Annotated in this window: 14 protein-coding genes; 5 read left to right on the plus strand and 9 right to left on the minus strand. The window is 69.3% G+C overall.

All coding sequences use genetic code 11. The annotated features are described in order from the left end of the window. Positions 1 to 112: 112 nt before the first annotated feature. The 4 genes from AC1RM6_RS13115 to AC1RM6_RS13130 form a co-directional block, all read right to left on the minus strand. Positions 113 to 3,172, minus strand: coding sequence for a TonB-dependent receptor (locus AC1RM6_RS13115; protein WP_493101848.1), 3,060 nt, complete (start codon positions 3,170 to 3,172; stop codon positions 113 to 115). Positions 3,173 to 3,367: 195 nt separating this feature from the next. Then, entirely contained in the window at positions 3,368 to 6,211 is a 2,844-nt protein-coding gene (locus tag AC1RM6_RS13120) for a TonB-dependent receptor (protein ID WP_493101850.1), read from the minus strand. Positions 6,212 to 6,416: 205 nt separating this feature from the next. Next, entirely contained in the window at positions 6,417 to 7,799 is a 1,383-nt protein-coding gene (locus AC1RM6_RS13125; protein WP_493101851.1) for an ATP-binding protein, read from the minus strand. Positions 7,800 to 7,980: 181 nt separating this feature from the next. Further along, positions 7,981 to 8,634, minus strand: a complete 654-nt coding sequence (locus AC1RM6_RS13130) for an ATP-binding protein (protein WP_493101853.1) — start codon at positions 8,632 to 8,634, stop codon at positions 7,981 to 7,983. 293 nt (positions 8,635 to 8,927) lie between these two features. Here AC1RM6_RS13130 and AC1RM6_RS13135 point away from each other — a divergent pair, with 293 nt between their 5' ends. Continuing rightward, on the plus strand, positions 8,928 to 9,905 hold the full coding sequence (locus AC1RM6_RS13135; protein ID WP_493101855.1) for an alpha/beta fold hydrolase: 978 nt from the start codon (positions 8,928 to 8,930) through the stop codon (positions 9,903 to 9,905). A gap of 300 nt (positions 9,906 to 10,205) precedes the next feature. Here the strand turns inward: AC1RM6_RS13135 and AC1RM6_RS13140 are convergent, their stop codons facing one another. Continuing rightward, the gene (locus AC1RM6_RS13140) at positions 10,206 to 11,168 is read right to left on the minus strand and encodes a LysR family transcriptional regulator (protein ID WP_493101857.1); all 963 of its coding nucleotides are present in this window, start codon (positions 11,166 to 11,168) and stop codon (positions 10,206 to 10,208) included. Positions 11,169 to 11,384: 216 nt separating this feature from the next. Between AC1RM6_RS13140 and AC1RM6_RS13145 the strand changes: the two genes are divergently transcribed. After that, the gene (locus AC1RM6_RS13145; RefSeq protein ID WP_493101859.1) at positions 11,385 to 11,822 is read left to right on the plus strand and encodes a GlcG/HbpS family heme-binding protein; all 438 of its coding nucleotides are present in this window, start codon (positions 11,385 to 11,387) and stop codon (positions 11,820 to 11,822) included. A gap of 49 nt (positions 11,823 to 11,871) precedes the next feature. Here the strand turns inward: AC1RM6_RS13145 and AC1RM6_RS13150 are convergent, their stop codons facing one another. The 3 genes from AC1RM6_RS13150 to AC1RM6_RS13160 all read right to left on the minus strand — a co-directional run bounded on the left by AC1RM6_RS13150 (position 11,872) and on the right by AC1RM6_RS13160 (position 13,674). Further along, a complete protein-coding gene (locus tag AC1RM6_RS13150; protein WP_493101861.1) occupies positions 11,872 to 12,213 on the minus strand; it encodes a hypothetical protein in 342 nt (113 codons plus the stop codon). Positions 12,214 to 12,349: 136 nt separating this feature from the next. After that, positions 12,350 to 13,237 (minus strand): AraC family transcriptional regulator, encoded by an 888-nt coding sequence (locus AC1RM6_RS13155; protein ID WP_493101863.1) that lies wholly within the window; start codon positions 13,235 to 13,237, stop codon positions 12,350 to 12,352. Beyond that, positions 13,234 to 13,674, minus strand: a complete 441-nt coding sequence (locus AC1RM6_RS13160) for a cupin domain-containing protein (RefSeq protein WP_493101865.1) — start codon at positions 13,672 to 13,674, stop codon at positions 13,234 to 13,236. The genes AC1RM6_RS13155 and AC1RM6_RS13160 overlap by 4 nt, the downstream gene beginning before the upstream one ends. A gap of 416 nt (positions 13,675 to 14,090) precedes the next feature. Between AC1RM6_RS13160 and AC1RM6_RS13165 the strand changes: the two genes are divergently transcribed. The 3 genes from AC1RM6_RS13165 (at position 14,091) to AC1RM6_RS13175 (ending at position 19,098) form a co-directional block, all read left to right on the plus strand. Further along, positions 14,091 to 16,943: an ATP-binding protein gene (locus AC1RM6_RS13165; RefSeq protein WP_493101866.1), complete on the plus strand. Its 2,853-nt coding sequence runs from the start codon at positions 14,091 to 14,093 to the stop codon at positions 16,941 to 16,943. A 143-nt stretch (positions 16,944 to 17,086) separates the two neighbouring features. Further along, positions 17,087 to 18,064: a proline iminopeptidase-family hydrolase gene (locus AC1RM6_RS13170; RefSeq protein WP_493101868.1), complete on the plus strand. Its 978-nt coding sequence runs from the start codon at positions 17,087 to 17,089 to the stop codon at positions 18,062 to 18,064. 146 nt (positions 18,065 to 18,210) lie between these two features. Continuing rightward, entirely contained in the window at positions 18,211 to 19,098 is an 888-nt protein-coding gene (locus AC1RM6_RS13175; protein WP_493101870.1) for an alpha/beta fold hydrolase, read from the plus strand. A gap of 22 nt (positions 19,099 to 19,120) precedes the next feature. On the opposite strand, the gene AC1RM6_RS13180 is transcribed toward AC1RM6_RS13175, so the two are convergent. Next, entirely contained in the window at positions 19,121 to 20,785 is a 1,665-nt protein-coding gene (locus AC1RM6_RS13180; protein ID WP_493101872.1) for a cation:proton antiporter domain-containing protein, read from the minus strand. Between the last annotated feature and the right edge of the window lie 356 nt (positions 20,786 to 21,141).

The raw sequence follows: 21,141 nt of genomic DNA on the forward strand, positions 1-21,141 counted from the left end.
ATATGATTTCCAGCATAAGCTGGGTCCGCCGCGGCCGCCGTCCTGTCATCATCGAGGCAAACGCACGCGCCGGAAAAATCTACATCCGATCCCCGGGTAAAATGAGGTGAAATCAGAAATGCGCCGACAGCGTCAGCGTGAAGCGCCGCCCGCGCGGATCGCCGTCATAGCTGTAGCCGGCGCTGAAATCCGAACTGGCGAGGATCGGCGGCGCCCGATCGAACAGGTTGGAGATGCCCAAGCGCAGCTCGGGATCGCGCAACGGCGTCGCCGCGGGCGCGTCGAACCTGTAGGCGATCGAGAGGTCGACATAGAATGTCGGCGGGATATCGGTGCCGGGCAGGTCGACCCCGTCCAGCGCCGCACTCGGCGCATCGATGGCGCGATATCCGCCATGATATTGCCCGTCGACCGCGATGGTGAGGCGGCGATGCGTCCATTGGGCGCCGATATTGCCGCGCCATCGCAGCGGGCCGTCGGCATAGCCGACCAGGTTGACGGCGGGGCCGTCGAGGACGCGTATCCGTTTCAGCCGTGGCTGCCAGATCGCGTCGGCGTGCAGCGTCACGGTGCCTCCGGCGCCGTCGGGGATCGGATATGCGGCGCGCAGCTCGACTATGTCGGCGACGGTGCTGCCGGCGTTGAACGCGGTCGCGTCGATCCGTGTCACGATCCCGCCGGTGAAGCCCTGGGCGATGTCGGCCGGAGTGAGCGGCATGCGCTCGATGCGGTCGGGATAACGGTCTTCATTGGCGAGGAGATAGCGATATGTCGGCGAGGCGACGATCTCGTCGCGCATGACGATATGGCTATAATCGAGCGTGACCCGCAGGCGGCCCGGCCCGTCGGGATTGAGCACCGCGCCGAAGGCGAGCGTTCGCGCATGGGCGGGTTTCAGCCGCGGCGAGCCGCCGAGCAGGACGGTGTAGGGACCTTCGCTGCCGGTCGGCCGGCCGCCGCGTTTCGGATCGGCGGCGGGCACGGGCAGCAGCGCGGCGCCGCTGGCGATCTGGGTCGGGGTCGGCAGCAGCAGCGAACCGGTGGCGATGCTCGCGCGCAGCATCAGCCGGTCGACCGGGAAGGCGCGCAGGCCCAGCGTATAGGCGGTGCCGCGATGGAACAGCCTGTAGTCGTCCGCGGTCGCCGCCCCTTGCGCGATCCGGGGCAACCGCGTCCCGAAGCGGTCATGGCGGACGGCGAGCTGCAGCTCGAGACCGCGCACCGGCGACGCCGCCGCGTCGCGGGGCGCGATCGGCACCCGCAGCTCGCCATAAAGCGACGACACCGCCTGTGCGAACCCGGCCGAGCTGCCGAGCTGGGTCGCGCCGGACACGGTCTGGCTGGAGGGCGACGCCAGCGTCGTTTCACGGCGGCGTTCGGCGAGCAGCGACAGCGAGACGCTGCCTGCCTCCCGGTCGACGATCGGGCCCGCCAGCCGCAGGCTGGCGTCGCTGAACCGAAGGCGGCCGGTGAAATGCCCGGCCAGCGGCGTCCTGTAGGCCTGGAGCGCCGCGACGAAGCGCGACCATGACCCGAACGGATCGGCGACCGGCTCGCCGCCGGCGCCCGGCTGGCCCAGCGCCGCCGCGAGGATGAAGCCGTCGTTGAGCGAAGCGCCGTCGATGGCGATGCGGTTGCGCACCCAGCCCGCGCTGAACCGGCCTTCGGCCTGCCAGCGCGGCGACAGGCGGGCGATCGCGCCGGCCGAAAGCCGGATCGTGCGGACCTCGTTGCGCAGCCGGGTCTCGAAGCCGGGCAGCGGGAAGGTCACCAGCACATTCTGGGCGAAGGGGTTGCTGGCGGTCGTGCCGAACAGCAGCGCATAGCCGACATTGGCCGCGGTCAGCGCCCGGCCCTGGTTGCGCAGGCCGATGAGGTCGACGAACCCCTCGATATCGTCGCCGAGATGGTGGCGCAGGTTCAGCAGGACCGAGTCGATCCGGGTGTCGCTCGTCAGGCTCTGCCGTGTCCCCCGCGCGTCGCGCGACAGGGTCGCCGGGATTTGCCCGGCATTGGCGATCAGCGCGGCGCCGCCGTCGCTGGCGATCCCGGCATATCCGGTCGGAAGAAAGCTGACGATCGATCCCAGCGCGGTGCCGCCCAGCGCCGGCTTCAGCGACAGGTCTCCCCCCGACAGGCTGCGGACGAGCAGCCCGTCGACCGCCGGCAGCTGCTGGAGAAAGCCGATCGGATCCCGGTCGATCGCGATCTGCCTGGCCCGCACCGCATAGCTGCGATCGCCCAGCCGGAGCCCGGCGGTCGCCGCGTGCGCGAAGGCGATCATCACGTCGGTGCGGCCGCCATCGGGGGTGAAGCCGATCCGCCCGTCGATGCGCCGGGCGGGGGCGTCGCCGCGATCGGTCAGGCCGTAGCTCAGCGCGACATCGGCGCCGCGATAGTCGCGCTTGAGGATGATGTTGACCACCCCGCCGGTCGCGCCGGGGCCGTAGATACCGCTCGCGGTCGCGGCGAGCAGCTCGATCCGCTCGATCGCCCGCAACGGCACCGCGTTGAGATCGGGCTGGTAGGTCGAAAAGGGAATGAGCGACGCGATGCCGGGCATGCGGGCGCCGTCGATCAGCACCAGCGTCTGGTTCGCGCCCAGCCCGTAAAGGTCGATCTCCGAACGGCTGCCGGCGAGCGTCCCGATCGGATTCTGCGCCGCCGACCGCCTGGTCGCGTCGGCCGGTGCGCGGCTGCGCAGTATCTGGTCGAGATTGTCCGCCTGCGACGCCGCGATCGTCGCCGGATCGAGGATCTGGTAGCGCTGGACGTCGTTCTCGGTGCGGCGGATATCCTCATTCTGGGTCTTGCGGCCGATCACCAGGATCTCGGGGATCGCCGGCGGCGTCGCGATCGGCGGCGCGGGATAGAGGATGATCGTCCCGGCGCCGGTGCGCCGATAGGCGAGCCCCGACCCCGCGAGGAGCCTGTCGAGGATCGTCTCGAGGCGGCCGGTGCCCGAGACGCGCGGGCTGCGGCGGTCGCCGACGAGGTCGGGCGGGAAGAGCAGGCCGGTGCCGCTCGCGATCGACAGGGTCCGCAGCGCCTCGTCCAGCCGGCCGGCCTGGAGGGTGATCGACAGCGTCGCGTCGCGCCGGCTCGCCTGCGCGGGCATCGCCAGCACCACCGCCGCGCCGAGCGCGAGAAGGCGTTTCGATCGACCTCCCAAACACCGCCCCTTCTTGCCGGAGCCGCCACTGGCCCCGTTCGCCGTGGCCGATGACGCATGTCTGCGGGAAATCTATACCGGACGGCGCCGGGTCTAAAGCATGTCCTGATCAGGTTGATCAGGACATGCTCCAAATTGTCTTTGTTTGCCGCATTTTCCGAGCCGTCAGGTGATTCCACCTGACTTGAAAATGCTCTAGAACAGCGTGAACTGCGCGCCGATCCAGAGCGTCCGGCCATTGTTGCGGGTCTGCTGGGCGGCCGCATAGCCGGTGACGCCGTAGCGATCGACGATGTCCTGATCGAGCAGATTGCGCGCCTCGACCACCAGGCGGGCATTGGTCGCGATCGCATAGCTCAGCTGGACCTCGATCAGCGGATCATATTTGGTCCGGCGGTCGTTGGCTGGATCGTAGCTCATCACCGGAACCGACGATATCTCCTGCACGAACAGGTTCGCGGCGAGCGGGCCGCGATTGTAGAAGAGCGAGGCGTTGAAATAATGGCGCGGGCCGGCATCGACCAGCCGGGTGTCGCTTGCCGCTACGCCACCGCCGCCATCGATCGCGGTCGTCCGGTAGACGATATAATCATAGGACAGCATCGCGCCGAGATTGCCGAACCGCCGCGGCAAGAGGCGGATCTGCGGATCCGACCAGACCATCTCGATCCCCTGCGATCGGCCATAGACCTTGCTGCCGTTCACCGCGGTGACGTTGCTGGTATAGGTGACGATCTCGCGCACCCCGTCCGCGGCGATCGACTGTCTGCTGCTGACCGCGGGGATATCGCGCAGATAGCGGGAGAAGCCGCCGACCGAGAGATAGGCGTCGTGCGACCCATGATAATATTCGACCGACGCGTCGAAATTGGTCGACCGGATCGGTCGCAGATAGGGATCGCTATAGCTGATCGACCGGGTGACCGGCGTGTCGTAGCTGGTGATCAGCCGGCGCGAGGCGCTGGCGATCGCGGGCCGTTCGAGGGTCCGGGTGAAGGCGCCGCGCAGCTTCACCTGCGCGCTCAGGTCGAACGATCCATGGAGGCTGGGCAGCAGGTGCCAGTAGGACTGGTCGTAATGGCGTTCGCCCCAGCGGCCGATCGCGTCGGGTTCGAACTGGTCGAGCGTGCGGTGGGTGTGCGCGGCGCGCAGGCCCGCCGACAGCCGGGCGCGGCCGATCGCATAGGAGGCGATGCCGTACAGATCGGCGATCCGTTCGGTGCCGCTGAAATCCTGGCCATAGCCGTCGGCGGGGTCGGCTTCGTAAAGCCGGTTGGCGTCGGGCGAGGGGATGCCGCGTTGTTCGACCAGCGTCAGGAAGTGATCCCGGTTCCAGTCGATCGGGTCGAACATCGCGACCGTCGACGCGCCCGTCACCTCGGCCAGGCCGATCGACTGGCCGGCCGGCAGGATGCGGGCATAACCGCGCTGGCGGTTGTTGCGGTCGAGCGTCTTGATCTGGGCGCCGGCCTTGATCCCGAAACCCCGATCGCCCGGGCCGGCATTGCGGGCGACGTCGATCCGCCCGAAAAGATTGCGGTCGTGGCTTGCGATGTCGCTGACCACGATCCTGCCGCCGAGCCGGTAGTTCGCCGGGTCCACCAGCAGCGCCGCGACGCCCGGCGAAAGCTCCAGCCGGTCGCTCGCGAAGCGATAGCCGACCGGGATGGCGAGCGCCGCCATCGGCGCTGAAAATCCGCTCGTCGCAATGCTTCTCGCCTTCACCCGGTTGAAGGTGGCGCCGAACCGTGCCGAGATCGTTCCATCGCCGCCGAGATCATGGTCGATACCGGCCTGGACGATATGATCGCGGACCAGCGGGCTTTCCGCATGGTTGAAGCCGATCGTCGCGCCGGCGCGGTCGAATTGCCCGGTCTCGCCCGACAGGATGCGCGCATCCGCCGCGTCGACGGTCACGCTCGACGTCCGCTGGTCGGTCGTGAAATGGTGCGACAGATAGAAATATTCGGCGAACAGCGCGAGCCGGTCGCTCGGCCGCAGATCGAGGCGGGCGACCGCCGAGATGCGCTGGGTGTTGGTGTAGGTCTCGCCCCGGGTCAGCGTGCCGTTCGGCGCCAGCGCGCCGCCGACATCGGTGAAGCCTGTGACCGAGACCGCATTCTGGCGCGATCCGAGCCGGTCGATGCCGGCGCTCGCCGCGAGGCCGACCCGGCCCTCCGCGTCGAGCGTGCCGCGCCAGGTGGCCGATGCGCGGACCGGTTGCCGGGTGCCGACGACCCCGTCCGAATGGCTGTTGGCGCCACCCAGCGCGCGCAGTTCGAGCAGATGGCGGCCATCGCCGTCGAGGCCGCTGATCGTCGTCAGCGCGACATGCCCCGCGTTCGAATTCTCGTCGAGGTCGGGGGTGACGGTGGTGGTGATGACGATGTTCTTGACGAAGCTCGACGGCAGCAACTCGGTCGAGGCGGCGCGCGAGCTGTTGATGTAATTGGTCAGCAGCACCCCGTCGATCGATTGCGAGGCCGCCGCATTGTTGAGCCCGCGGATCTGGACGTAGCGACTCTCGCCGCTCTGGGTCTCGTTGCGGCGGACCCCGGGCAGGCGCGCCAGCACGTCGGACAGGTCGAGATTGGGCAGCCGCCGCACCTCGAGTTCGGTCACCGTGTCGACCACCGTATCGCCGTCGCGCTTGAGCGTGCCCGCGCGCGGCGACGCGGTGACGATGATCTCCTCGGCCCGCGACGATATGTCGGCGGGTGCGACCGCGGGCGACGGAAAGATGATGATCGTGCCTGCCTCGGTGCGGCGGAACGACAGCTCCGATCCGGCGAGCAGCGCGCGCAATATCCGCTCGATCGATCCGGTCCCGGAGACGCGCGGGCTGCGGCGGTCGCCGACCACCGCCGGCGAGAACAGCAGGCCGACGCGGCTTTTGACCGATAGCGCCTGCAGCGCGTCGGCCAGCCGGCCCGCGTTCAGGACGATCGACAATTTTCCGTCGGATTCGTCCGCGCGCGCCGGCGCCGCCAGCGCCAATGCGACGCCGGCCGCGGCCAGGATGGTCGATCGCCTCCCCAAAAAATACCCCGTCCCAGGCAAGCCGACCCTTTGCAACGCCCGCCTGGATGCGGGCGGCGCGACGCCGCCCCGGTCGAAGCGCCGACGGCGCGTCGATTAGCATCAAGACGGGCGCGGCCAAAAGAGCGCATCGGTGCCCGACCGTCGCTTATCTGCTTCAGTTCAGGATATTGGCGGGACCGGTGGGTCGGGTCCGTGGCGACGGTCAGTTCGCGCCGGCGCCGGCCAGATAGGCCCGGGTGGTGTCGAACAGGCGATAGACCGGCGCCTCGCTGCGCAGGTCGACCGACAGCAGCGATTTTTCGTAAAGGCTCGACAGCGCCTCGGGCGGGCGCGCACAGCCGACCCGTTCGCACAGCGCGATCGCATCCTCGGCGGTGAAGGCGCCCGGCAATGTCGCGAGCTGGTGCAGCGCCTGCTGCTCGGCGTCGGACAGCAGCCCATAGCTCCAGTCGAGCGCCGCCGAGAGCGTCCGGTGGCGGGGCAGCGCGGTGCGGCGCCCGCGGGTGAGGATGGTGAAACAGTCGCCGAGATGGGCGGCGATCTCGTGCAGGCCGAGGTCGGCGACCCGCGCCGCCGCGAATTCGAGCGCGAGCGGTATCCCGTCGAGCCGGCGGCAGATTTCGGCGATCGTCGGCAGGTCGCGGGGGTGCAGCGCGAAATGGGTCGAGGACCGCACCCGGTCGACGAACAGCGCGATCGCCGGAAAGCGGCCGATATCGGCTTCGGCGAGCGGTTCGCCGGCTTCGGGGGAGGCGAGCGAGGCGAGCCGGTGCGTCCATTCGCCGCTCGCCCGCAGCGCCTCCCGGCTGGTCGCGAGCAGCCTGAGGCGAGGGCAATGCGCGAGCAGCGCCTCGGCGAGCGCCGCGACCGGGCCGACGATATGTTCGCAGGTATCGAGGATCAGCAGCATCTCGCGGTCGTGCAGCCGGTCGCACAGGCCGGCGAGCGCGCCGTCGCGCGGCTCGATCCCCAGCGCCAGGGCGATGACCGTCGCGGCCTCGGCGCCATCGCCGGCCTGCGACAGGTCGACGAAGCCGATCGCGCCGCGAAAGGACTCGGCGCGGCGATGCGCGGTCGCGACCGCGACCATGGTCTTGCCGATGCCGCCGGGCCCGGTGATCGTGACCAGCCGGCGTTCGTCGAGGGTCCGCGCGACCAGGTCGATCGCCTCGTCGCGTCCGAAGACCGGATAGAGCAGCCGGGGCAGGCGGGCGCCGGCGGGGAGGCGCTGCCCGTCGGCGGCGATGTCGTCGAGCTGCCGGCGGACCGGCAGGATGAAGCAATATCCGCGCAGCGCGATCGTCTCGATCGCCCGGCGCGCGCCGTCGCAGCGCGACAATATCTTGCGCAACATGCCCATCTGCACCCGCAGATTGGCTTCCTCGACCGTCACCGCCGGCCAGACGAAGTCCATCAGTTCCTTGAGGCTGACGACGGTCCCGGCGCGCGACACCAGCAGGAGCAGCACGTCGAACGCCCGCCCGCCGATCGCGACCAGTTCGGAATCGTGCAGCAGGGTTCGCTGCTGCGGATAGAGGCGGAAGCTTGCGAAGGCATAGCATTCCTCGAGGGGCTCGGGCAGCATCGCTCAGTCTCCCGGCGCGCCGGGCCGCAGCCGCGCGGGGTAAGCCGGGTGAACGGGCCGGGGCCGGCCGGACGTCATATGCAGGCAGCGGATCATCATTGCCTCCCTCGATCGGCCTAGCTTTAGCGCAGCCGGGCGGAGGCGGGCGGTTAAGTAAGGTTAAATCGGGGGTGGGCGCGGTTCAGGCCATGCGTCCGATCGGCAGGCGCAGTTCGACCATCGTTCCGATCCGGCGCGGGTGGGTGACCAGCAGGATGCCGGCGTCGCGTGCGAGATCCGCGATGATCGCGCTGCCCGCCCGTGGCCGGGCCGCGCCGGGATCGATGCCGACGCCGTCGTCGCCGACCAGGCAGACGATCTCGCCGTCGCGCTCGATCGCCTCGACCCGGACCAGCCCGCCGGGCCGGTCGAACGCATGGCGGGCGGCGTTGGTCAGCAGTTCGGAAACCAGCATCAGCAACGCCCATCCGCGCTGCGCATCGACCCGCAGGTCGCCGGCGCGCAGCCGCACGAACGCGCCCTGTTCGGCAAAACGGGCCTGGGCGTGCTGGTGGCAGAGTTCGCACAGCTGATTGCCGAGGTCGATGACGCCGCCCTTCGGCGGGTGGAGCAGGCGCTGGATCGACGCCAGCGCGTGGAGCCGGTCGGCGACGATCGCGAGCCGGTCGCGCGCTTCGTCGAGCGTGGGCTGGCGGCGGGCGACATGGACCTCGGCGCACGCGACCGCGAAATCATTCGCCGAGCGATGGAGGAATTCGGCGAGCAGCAGATGCGACGCGAAGATCGGCGTCGGCGATGCCGCGGCCCGGTCGGTCGCACTGCTAAAGGGTTGCATGGCCATTCTCCCCGGGGCCGTCGGCTACGGCCTTTCGACCTAGCATCGGGCACGTCGCCCGCGGCATTAAGCGTTGTGAAGAGTCGAAAATCGCGGCCCGACCGGCACGCGATTTACCAGATTTTATGCGGGCTTATCTCGTTTGACCGGGGGCGGCGGCGGCCCTGCTGTAAGGCTGTTCGGGCTGATTTTCCGAAACGGGACGGCGTTGTCGCGAAAGCCTTGCCCATCGGCATGCGATGGGTGCGGCGCTTCGTCTCCGCGCCGTCTGCCCCATGCGATGGAGACATGATATGAAGGCCCATTTTCTCGCGCTGGCGCTGGCCGGCGCGGCGGCGATCGCCCCCGCAACCGCCCAGGCCGCCGCCAAGCCCGCCGCCCCGGCGAAGGCGGCGATGTCGGTGCCGGTCATCCATTACCGGACCGCCACCATCGACGGGGTGAAGCTCTTCTACCGCGAGGCGGGTCCCGCCGATGGCCCGGTCGTGCTGTTGCTCCACGGCTTCCCGACCTCGTCGCACATGTTCCGCAACCTGATCCCGCTGCTGGCCGACAAATATCGGGTGATCGCGCCCGACTATCCGGGCTATGGCCAGAGCGACACCCCCGACCACAGCCAGTTCGCCTATACCTTCGCGCATCAGGCCGACATCGTCGACAAGCTTGTGACCCAGCTCGGCGCCAAGCGCTACGCGATGTACGTCATGGATTATGGTGCGCCGATCGGTTACCGGCTCGCGCTCAAGCATCCCGAACGCGTGAGCGGCCTGATCGTCCAGAACGGCAACGCCTATGACGAGGGCCTGCAGTCGCCGTTCTGGGATCCGATCAAGGTCTATTGGGCCGACCGCTCGCAGAAGAATCGCGACGCGCTGAACGGCCTGGTCACGCTGGACATCACCAAGTTCCAATATACCGACGGCATGGGCGACGTCGCGCGCATCAGCCCCGACAACTGGGTCCATGACCAGGCGCTGCTCGATCGTCCGGGCAACCGCGATATCCAGCTCGACATGCTGGGCGACTATGGCAGCAACGTGCCGCTCTATCCGCAATTCCAGGCCTTCTTCCGCGATCGCCAGCCGCCGATGCTGATCGTCTGGGGCAAGAACGACAAGATCTTCCCCGAAGCCGGCGCCCATCCCTATCTGCGCGACCTGCCCAAGGCGGAGATCCATATCCTCGACTCCGGCCATTTCGCGCTCGAAGACAGGCTCGACGTCATGGCGCCGCTGATCCGCGATTTCCTCGATCGCAAGGTGCGGCCGTGATCGGTCGGTAAGCGCGGACCGGGCCCGTCGCGCCGCACTTGTTGCGGGGGCCATGGCTGGTGCATCGGGCGCCATGGCCCGTGGAGGAAGCTGCGCAGGAAGGCTGCGTTCGATTCTCGGCGGTGAGCTGTGCGGCGATAGCCATGGACCCCGCAACAAGTGCGGGGCGACGAAGGGGTAAGCGAAGCACTATGGCCTAGAGCGCTGAGCGATTACATCGAAGCGGTCAGCGCTCCAGATTTTCCTTTGTTTTCCGCATTCTCCGAGTCGTCAGGTGATTCCACCCGACTAGAGAATGCTCTAGCAGACCCCGAGCGGCTCGCGGTCGGTGCGAAGCCGCGAGACGAGGTCATCCGCCTGCGCCGCCGCGGCCGCGCTCGGCCGGAACAGGGCCCGGTCCTGGGCGACCTGCGTCTCGATCGCGTTCATCAGCGTCCTGACCCGCGGATATTGCGCGAGGTCCTCGTGCACCGCCAGCCAGTAGGTCCGTTCGAACGCGGCGTCGTCGGGCATCACCCGCTCGAGCGCCGGATGGCCGTCGGCGACGAAGCAGGGCAGCGCCGCCAGCGCATAGCCGCCAAGCGCGGCGCCGAGCTGCACGGTCATGCTGGTCGTGCGATATTTGACGCTGATATCGTCGGAACCGCCGGGCAGCATGTCGAGCTCGGAGGTGAACAGCAGCTCCTTGATATAGCCGCACCAGGTCTCCAGCGAGAGCTCCTCGACGCTGGCGGGCCGGGGCCGCTCGTCGAAATAGGCGGCGGTGCCATAGACGCCGAATTCGAGCGCGGTCAGTTTCTTGAAGCGCACGTCGCCGGTAACCGGGCGGTCGAGGCTGATCACCAGGTCGACCTCGCGGGTCGCGAGCGAGAAGGCGCGGGGGAGCGCGACCAGTTCGATCTCGAGCCCCGGATGCGCCATGGTGAGCGCCGCGAGCCGGGGGGCGAGATAATGGGCGCCGAATTCCTCGGTGGTGCCGATCCGCACGGGGCCGACGATCCGGTCGCGCTCGTCCGACAGGCTCAGCACCTCGCGCAGAATGATCGATTCGAGCTTCTCCGCCGAGGTCACCAGCTTTTCGCCTTCGGCGGTCAGCGCCAGCCGCCGGCCCGCCCGTTCGAAAAGCTGCACCCCGGCCTCGCGTTCGAGCCGCGAGATCCGCCGGCTGATCGTCGAATGATCCATGCGCAGCACGCCGGTGGCCCCGATCATGGTGCCTTCGCGCACCACCTGGAGGAAAACGCGGATGTCGCTCCATTCCATAGATCGCTCCGATCGCTCGCTGTCGATGCGGCCCGGCGGGCCGCGTCGAGACGAAAAGCCTATCGGAGAAGCCCCGGCGCGACCCGTTAATTTAGGTTAAACCGCGCTGTCGCCGGGCGGACGCGGTCCTGTTGCGATTCCGCACAAGTCCCGTTCGCGATCTCCGATTGCCCCGCTCGGCAAAAGCGCGATCCTGGCCGCAAAGCGAGGATCGAGATGCCACAGCTCTATGCAAGCCTGACCCTGGACGATGCCAAGCGGATGCTGGAGGCCGCGGAGGCGGCCGCGGTCGCGATCGGCCTTCCCTATAATATCGCCGTGGTCGATGCCGGCGGCGACCTCATCGCCTTCGTGCGGCAGGACGGCGCGCTGATCGGCAGCATCGATCTGGCGATCGGCAAGGCCGAAACCGCGCGGCTGTTCGACAAGTCGACATCGGACCTCGCCCGCCTCGCCCAGCCGGGCGGCGAGCTGTTCGGGATCGAGCAGAGCAACGACGGCAAGGTGGTGATCTTCGGTGGCGGGCTGCCGGTGCGGGTCGGCGGCAGGATCGCCGGCGCGGTCGGGGCCAGCGCGGGTTCGGTCGAACAGGACATCGCGGTCGCGCAGGCGGCGGTCGCCGCGGTCGAGGATGCCGCCGTCACCGGCGGCTGACGAGACAAGGCGCGGCGGACGATCGGATCGCCCGCCGCACCGCATTGCGTCAGTTGGTACCCGTGAATCCGCCGGCGGCACCATGGGCGCCGGCCAGCACGTCCTGCGAACGCGCCGCGCGCAGGCTGTCGCGAACGCAGGCCTGTTGCGGGCTGGGCCGCGCCGGTGCGGTCAGCCGGCCATTGCCCGGGCCCGGCACGAACGGCGCCTGGTTCGACAGATGGCGGCAACGCTCGCGTGCGGCGGCACCGGGCGAACGGTCGGACGGGGCCGCGTAGCGCGCGTCGATGGTCTGGGCGAAGGCGCCGACCGCGGTCAGGCCGGTCATGCCGATCGCGGCGACCAGGGTCGCGGCGCGGACGAGAGGACGACGGGGAAAATGAAACGACATGGACGATTCCTCAACGCGTGAAACAAGGCCGCGAGACGGTCATGCGGCCGGCAGCGACTAGCCGCGACCGCCGTCGGTCGCCTGTCGGCGCGTGCAGGTGCTTGTGCGGGCGTGCATATCGCCGCCCGACAGCGGTTCACCCCGCCGATCGGCCGCGCAGGCAGGTCGGGGTCTCGCCGAATGCCGCCCTGAACAGCCGGCTGAGGCAGGCGCCGTCGGCAAAGCCGTTCGCCAGCGCGATCGACAGGATCGACCGGCCGTCGCATGCGGCGAGATCGCGCCGCGCGCCGTCGAGGCGGACCCCGCGGATCAGCCGCCCCGGGGTGATGCCATGGTCGGCGAGGCGGGCGTAGAGCGAGCGCCGCGACATGCCCAGATCCCGCGCCAACCGGTCGGGATCATAAGCCGGGTCGGCGATGTTGCGCGCGACCTGCAGCCGGGCCCGGGCGATCAGGGGCGGGATCGCCGCCGGCGCGGGGCCGTCCGGGCTGGCGCCCTTCAGCGCGAGATCGATCATCGCCTCGACCGCCTGCTCGGCCGAGGCATCCTTGGCGGCACCGGACAGCAGCCTCCGCGCGCCCGCCGCTGCGGTCGCGGTCGCGGCGATCTCGGGCACGACCATGCCCAGGCTCCGCGCGGCGAGGTCGGTCCAGTGCGGATGGTTGCCGGGATCGAACGTCAGCACGAGCGCCTCATGGCTCTCGCCCATTTCGAGCCGGTAGTCGGCGCCCATCGCGGTGACCAGCATGTCGCCGCCGCGCAGATCGAGCGCGCGATCCTGATCCTCGTAGCGCATCGTCCCGTCGAGCTGCCAGATCAGCTTGAGATGCTCGCCCATCCCGGCTTCGTTCGACATCCGCCCGATCGCATCGACGCTGCTGGCGGGCGCGCGCAGCAGGGTGAGCGCATATTGGCCGATCCGTCGGAACGCCAGCGACCGGTCGGTGCGCTCGCCATCGGCGGTGATCTGGAGATTGGGAAAGATCGACCGGGCCTGCAGCATCAGCTCGGTGGTCGATGTCATGGCCGGGGCCGGCTCCGGTCCGGGCGCGGTGGCTGCTGCTGCTGTCCGTCGTCGCGCAGGGTCAGGTTGCCGGCCGCCGGTTCGACGAGGTCGATCACCAGCAGTTCGACCGGCTGCGTCCCCGGGTTGCGCGCCTCGTGCCATCGCCCGACATCCTCGACGATCATCGCACCGGCGCCGAACGGCGTCGAACGCTGGGTCTCGACATTGGTGACGATCAGCCGACCCGACAGGACATAGCCGTAACGCGGAAAGGGGTGCCGGTGCACCGGCAGCGCCGCGCCGGGGGCGATGCGATATGTCGAGGCCACGAGCTGCAAGGGGCCTTGCGGCGCCCTGATCGGATCGCCCGACGTCGTCACGCCGGTCCGCAGCAGCGGTTCGACGTCGACGGGGGCAGTGGCGGGGGACGGCGCTTCCCGGGCGAGAACCGGCATGGCGATGATCAGGATCGCCAGGATCAATGGCGTCGATGTGAGGAGGATTCGGCTCAGTTTCGATATGGACAAAGGACGCAGACTCCGACGCGATAACATGCTCGCCTCAGGTCGGTATGCGACCCGCCAATGTCGAGTAAAAGGAAGTGAAATCAACCTGATCACCTGTGCACAGGCGCACGGGCGGGTTGCTTGTTCTCCGCTTGCATGCGAACCGCCGCCGAACGATGGTCGACACGGCGAAGATCTGCACCGATAGTCAGGCTTCGCCCGAAAGACTGCCCGCAGCACCGGTCATGGCCCGCGCCGAAGCCATCGGTTTCGTCGATCGCGCGATGGCGGTCGCGCGACGCCGATCATCATGGCGATGACGGGCCGGGCCGCCCAGGCGGGCTTCGACAGGCGCGCATGACATCATGATCGAACGGCGGCACAGGGAATACAGGTTCGGCGGCTTCCGGTTCGTCCCGGAACGCCAGTTGCTGCGCCATGGCGACAGGGCGATCCCGCTCGGGTCGCGGGCGCTCGATCTGCTGCACCTGCTGGTCTCGCGTTCGGGCGAGCTGATCCGCAAGGAGGAACTGAAGAGCTTCGCCTGGCCCAACACCCATCTTCACGAAAGCAATCTGAAGGTAAACATATCGGCGCTGCGCCGAGCGCTGGCGCAGGCCGCCCCCGACATCGCCTTCATCGCCACGGTGCCGGGCCGCGGCTATCGCTTCGTCGCGGCGGTCGACATCGTCGACGAACCGGCCGGTCCCGCCCCGGTTCCGATCGCGGCACAGTCGGGCGAGCTGCCGCAGGGGCCGGCGATCGTCGGGCGTGGCGATGCGATCGCCGAGATCGCGGCCAGGCTGATCGACACCGGCTTCGTCACGGTCGTCGGGCCCGCGGGCGTGGGCAAGACCACGGTCGCGATCGGCGCGGCGCATGCGCTCGCGGAACGGTTCGGCGACGGGGTCCGCTTCGTCGACCTGGCGACGGTCGACGCCGCGCCGCATGTCGCCACCGCGGTCGCGCTCGCGGTCGGGGTCGATCCCGACATGATCGACATGCCGGCGGCGCTGGTCGCCGCGCTGCGCGCCAGCGACATGCTGCTGCTGTTCGACAATTGCGAGCATGTGCTGAGTGCCGTCGCGACGCTCGCCGATCAGCTGCACGCGACGGTGCCGCGCGTCCATATCCTCGCCACCAGCCGCGAACCGATGCGGACCAGGGCCGAGACCGTCTATCGGCTGGCGCCGCTCGCCTGTCCCGATCCCGGCCGGCCGGTCGACGCGGCGGAAGCGATGGCGTTTCCGGCGGTCGAACTGTTCGTGCGCCGGGCGCGCGAGGCGCATGGCTATGCGCTCGACGACGCCGATGCGCCGGTGGTCGCGGCGATCTGCCGGCGGCTCGACGGCATCGCGCTGGCCATCGAACTGGCGGTGCCCCGGCTGTCCGATTCTACCCCGTCGGCGCTGCTCGCTCTGCTCGAACAGGGGCTCGAACCGCTCAACCAGGGATCGGGCGGCGGCATCGCCCGGCACCAGACCTTGCTGGCGACGCTCGACTGGAGCTACCGGCTGCTCTCGCGCGCCGAAGCCCGGCTGTTGCGGCTGCTGTCGGTGTTCGCCGGCAGCTTTTCGATCGAGGATATATTCGGCATTGCCGATCGCGCGGGCGGCCCCGCCGAGGAGGTCGCCGCGTGGACCGAAAGCCTGGTCGCGAAATCGCTGCTGAGCGCGACCTGGGGGCCGGGGAGCGCCCGCTATCGCCTGCTCGAAAGCACCCGCTGTTTCGCCGCCGAGGCGCTGCGGTCGGGCGGCGAGACCGCGCAGGCGCTCGCCCGCCATGCGCATTATCTGCTCGACGTCTTCGAACGCGCCGAGGCCGAATGGCCATGGCGGGCGCGGGAGGACTGGACTGCCGCTTATGGGCCGCGCGCGAACGATCTGCGCAAGGCGATCGACTGGGCGTTCGGCGAGGGCGGCGACCGCGATCTGGCGGTCCGGCTGACGGTCGCGGCGATCCCCTTGTGGGACGAGCTCTCGACCGTCGGCGAGAGCCGGCTGCGCGCCGCGCGGGCGTTGCGGACGATGGACGATATCGCGCTGCGCGACCCGGTCCTGCGCATGAAGCTGATGATATCCTATGCCTCGGGCCTCAACTTCTCCGACCGGCTCGGTCCCGAGGCCGATGCCGCCTGGGATGACGGCTATCGGCTGGCGCAGGATGTCGGGAGCGTCGACTATCAGCTCCGCGGCCTGTGGGGGCATGCGGTGCTGCAAAGCTTTTCGGGGCGGCACCGCCAGGCACTCGCGACCCTCGACCGGTTCAGGGCGCTGGCCGAGCGCGAGCATGAAAGCTCGGCGATCCCCGACGGCGACCGGCTGGCGCTGATGACCGGATTCTATCTCGGCGAGATCGAGCCGGCGCGCCAGGGGCTGGCAAGGCTTGCCCGCGAGCATGTCGCGATCGCCGCGCAATCGGGCATCGCCCGGTTCCAGGTCGATCGGCTGGTCGGAATCCGGGTGGCACTGGCCTTCGCGCTGTGGATGCGCGGCGATCATCGCCGAGCGATGGCGACCGTCCGGCTGGCGCTCGATCGCGCGGCCGAACTGCGGCATCGTGTGTCGCAGTCCAACGCGCTGGCGCAGGTCGGCATCCCGCTCGCGCTGCACGTCGGCGATATCGAGGGCGCGCGGCGCCATGCGGACATGCTCGCCGAGGATCTCGCGCTGCGCGAGACCGCGATCTGGACCCCGGTGAGCCACTTCTATCAGGGGGCGATCGCTGCCGCCGACGGCGATCCCGGATCGGTCGACGCGATGCGCGCCGCGGTCGATCAGCTGATCGCCAACGGTTTCATGGTCCGCGTGCCGATATACCTCGCCATGACCGGCGAGGCCGCGCTGAAATTCGGCCGCCTCGACGCGGCGCGCGATGCCATCGGCGCCGCGCTCGACCGCTGCGAGCGCCAGTCGGAATATTGGTGCCGGCCCGAGGCGCTCAGGATGCACGCCATGCTGGCATGGCGCGAAGGCGATCGCGCGGCGGCGGAGCGGACCCTGGCGCAGGCGGTCGAGGCCGCCGCGAAGATCGGCGCGGCCTCGTTCGAGCTGCGGTCGGCGACGAGCCTTGCCGAGCTGCTCGTCGAATCCGGGCGGCCGGTCGAGGCGGCGATCCGGCTGGCGCCGGTCCATGCCCGGTTCGATGCCGGCTTCGACAGCATCGACGTGCGCCGCGCGGGCGAACTGCTCGCGGCGCTCAAGGCGGACGGTCGATGAATCCCCGTTCGGACCGGTCGCCGGTGAATGGCGGTAAAATCTGGTGAAATCTGATGGTTGCGCGTCGTCTTCGGTCTGAACTGCCGATAGAGGGCCCGCGGCGCGCCGGGATGGGCGCTGCCAGTGACCAAGGAGTATCGTTCATGACGACATATGAAGGCTGGACGCGCCGAGTGGCCCTGACGGGCGGCGCCGCGCTGATCGGAGCCAGCCTGGGGGGTGTGAGCGTCGCCTGGGCGCGCGCGGCGGGTATCCCCGTCGACGAAGGCTATGCCTCGGTGCCCGGCGGAAGGATCTACTGGCGACGCTTCGGCGCGGGCGGCAAGACCCCGCTGCTCACCCTGCATGGCGGCCCGGGCGCGGCGCACAACTATCTCCTGTCGATGAAGGCGCTCGCCGACGAGCGCCCGGTGATCTTCTACGACCAGCTCGGCTGCGGCCGGGCCGATGCCCCGGCCGACGAGACGCTCTACACGATCCAGCGATCGGTCGACGAACTCGACGCGGTGCGCAAGGCGCTCGGGCTCGACCGGGTGGTGCTTCACGGCCACTCATGGGGGACGATCCTGGCGATCGAATATCTGTGCCAGGGGCGCGGGGCGGGGGTCGAGAAGCTGATCCTCGCGGGGGCGCTCGCCAGCGTGCCGCAGGCGGTCGCCGGCATGGCGCGGCTGATCGACGCGATGCCCGACGGCTATGCCGCCCGGATCCACGCGCTCGAGCAGGCGGGCGGGATGGCGACCCCCGAATATGCGGCGCTGGTGCAGCGTTTCTACGACAATTTCCTGCTGCGGACCAGGCCGTCGGCCGATGCGCAGGCCAGCTTCGACGCGCTCGGCCGGTCGATCGCCTATCGGGTGATGAACGGGCCCTCCGAATTCACCATCATCGGCGTCATCAAGGACTGGGATCGCCGCAAGGATCTGAAGGCGATCACCCAGAAGACGCTGATCACCACCGGCCAATATGACGAGATCACCCTCGACTGCCACGAGACGATCCGCGACGGCATCGCCGGTCCGGCGCGGCTGGCGGTGATGGCCGGCTGCTCGCACATGACGATGTGCGAACAGCCCGAGCGCTACAACCGGCTGGTGCGCAGTTTCCTCGACGAGGCATGAGTGCGGCGGGAGGCGCCCCCGCGGGGGCGCCTCCCATTGAAACAGCATGTTGCAATATTGCCTGATGCCGGGCGCCGCCCGGGCGCGGATGATGCGCGCTGCCAGCGGGTCATCCGGCCGCGCCTGGACGATGTTCGGAGAAAGATGTGCCCGATCGCACGGTAGCGTTGCCCGTCACCCATCACCGCACGATCGAGATCGACGGCCTCGAGATCTTCTTCCGCGAGGCGGGGCCGGCCGATGCGCCGGTCGTCGTGCTGCTGCACGGCTTTCCCAGCTCGTCGCACATGTACCGCAATCTCATTCCCGCGCTCGCCGACCGCTGGCATGTGATCGCGCCCGACCTGCCCGGGTTCGGCCTGTCGGCGATGCCGCCGCGCGGGAGCTTCGCTTATGGCTTCGAACGCTTCGCCGACATCGTCGACGGGCTGCTCGGCCGGCTGGGGGCCGATCGCTACGCGCTCTATGTGATGGACTATGGCGCGCCGACCGGTTTCCGGCTGGCGCTGAAGCATCCCGATCGGGTGACGGCGCTGATCGTCCAGAACGGCAATGCCTATGCCGAGGGGATGCAGTCCTTCTGGGACCAGACCCGGACGTTCTGGGCCGATCCCAGCCAGGCCAATCGCGACGCGATGCGCCCGTTCATGTCGCTGGAGGGCACGAAATTCCAATATGTCGATGGCGTCGCCGACGTCTCGCGGCTCGATCCGGCGGCGTGGCTCCACGACCAGATCTTCCTCGATCGCCCCGGCAGCGTCGATATCCAGCTCGACATCATCTACGACTATCGCACCAACGTCGCGCTCTATCCGCGCTTCCACGCGTTTTTTCGGGAGCATCGCCCGCCGGCGCTGATCGTCTGGGGCGCCAACGACCGGATCTTCCCGGTCGAGGGCGCCCGGGCGTTCCTGCGCGACCTGCCCGATGCCGAGCTCCATCTGATCGACAGCGGCCATTTCGCGCTCGAGGACCGCGCCGACGAGATCGTTCCGCTGATCCGCGACTTTCTCGGGCGCGTGCTGCCGGGCTGACCGTGCGATCGGGGCGTGGCGGTCAGGCCAGCGCCCGCCGCCGCTGTGCCCACGCGTCGATCGCCACGCTGTCGAGCCCCAGCCGGACCAGCACGGTCATCGCGGTGTCGAGCCCGGGCGGAGCCGCCGCGTCGACCACCGGCACCAGCCCGATCGAGGCGAAGCGCACCGCCTCCGACGGGCTGTCGACCACCGCGATCCGGGTGAGGTCCGGATAGAAGCTGCGCGCCACCGGCGAGATGCCGCTAGACTGTTCGAAGGAGGGGGTGGTCAGCACGCTGATCTTGCGATCCGCCATCGCGGTCGGGCCCCAGAGCCGGGGATCGGCGAGGTCGCCGAACACGACATGATAGCCGTCGGCGACCGCGCGCCGCAGCCGGTGCGGATCGTCCTCGACCGCGGCATAGCGGATGTCGAATTCGGTCAGCGCGTCGGCGACGGTGCGGCCGCGCGGTCCCATCCCGACGATGAACACCGGCCCGGTCAGTTCGCGCGGCTCGAGTTCGGTCGACGGCCGCGCCCGCCCGTTCAGCCGCAGCCGGCCGGCGAGCGCCCGCCCGACGTCCGCCAGTTGCGGGGTCACGCCGAGGCTGAGCACCACCGCGGCGATCAGGATGGCGCTGCGATCCGCGCCGATCATCGCCCGCGTCGACGGCAGGCTGAAGATCACCAGCGCGAATTCGGACCCCTGGGCGAGCAGGAAGCCGAGCTGCGCCGAACCGGGCACCGACCAGCGGAAGATCAGGCTGGCGACCGCGTTGAGCAGGATCTTGCCGAGCAGCAGGAGCAGCGTCACCGCCAGCACAGCGACCCACATCTCGCGCAGCAGCGCGATCTCGAGCGACATGCCCACCGAGATGAAGAAGAAGCCCAGCAACAGCCCGCGAAACGGCTTGATCTCCGACTGGATGATCGCCCGATAGGGGGTGTCGGCGAGCATCATCCCGCCCAGGAAGGCGCCCAGCGTCAGCGACAGGCCGAGCGTGCCGGTCACCCAGCCCGCGGCCAGCGCCACGAGCAGCGCCATCGCGGTGAACACCTCCTCGTTGCGGGTGTGGGCGACCAGGTCGAACAGTGGTCGCACCAGCAGCCGGCCGCAGAAGATCGCGGCCGCGAACGCCGCGACCGCCTTCACCACCGCGAGGCCCAGCGCCGGGGCCAGCGCCGACCCGGTCGCCATGGCGGTGGCGATGATCAGCAGGAAGATCGCCGCGACATCCTGAAACACCAGGATGCCGGTCGCGGCGAGCCCGACCGGACAGCTTTGCTGGCGCTTGTCGGCGATGATCCGCGCGACCACCGCGGTCGACGACAGCGACAGGGTGGCGCCGACGAAGAAGGCGGCCGACGGGGCCAGCCCCAACGCCATCGCCATCAGCCCCAGCCCGACCGTGCCGAGCAGCAACTGCGCCGATCCCAGGCCGAACAGGTCGAGCGCCTGTTCGCGCAGATGCCGGATCGAGAAATGGAGCCCGACATCGAACAGCAGGAAGATGACGCCGAGTTCGGCGAGGATCGACACGGCCTCGTTCGATGCGACGAGGCCCGAGGCGCCGAGCGCGATGCCGAGCAGGAGATAGCCGACGATCGGCCCGAGCCGTGCCGCGCGCGACAGGATGACGGTCGCCACCCCGAGCGCGAGCAGCAGGATCACCGGCACCAGCGCGGCGAGAAGAGGTGCTTCCATGCTTCGCTCCCCGACAGGCCGGGCGACGCATCGTCGCCGATGCACGGCAATAGCCGGGTTGCGCGCCGGCGCGCGGTTAAAACTGGTAAATCGGTGGCCGCGTCGCAGGCGGGACCCTCCCTGCGCGAGCGCTATCGGTTTCAGGCATCGGGTTGAGCCTTGCAGATCCTCCCTAAAGCGCAGCTTTGGGGAGGGGGACCGCGAAGCGGTGGAGGGGGCTGCGCAACGTCGATAGCGCGGAAGACCCCTCCACCATCCTGCGGATGGTCCCCCTCCCCACGCTACGCGCAGGGAGGATCAATAGCGCTCAACCCGCTGGGTGAAACCGGCCAGCGGCGCGATTCTCGCACCCGGCG

The organism is Rhizorhabdus sp. GW822-FHT03C02 (assembly GCF_058801765.1).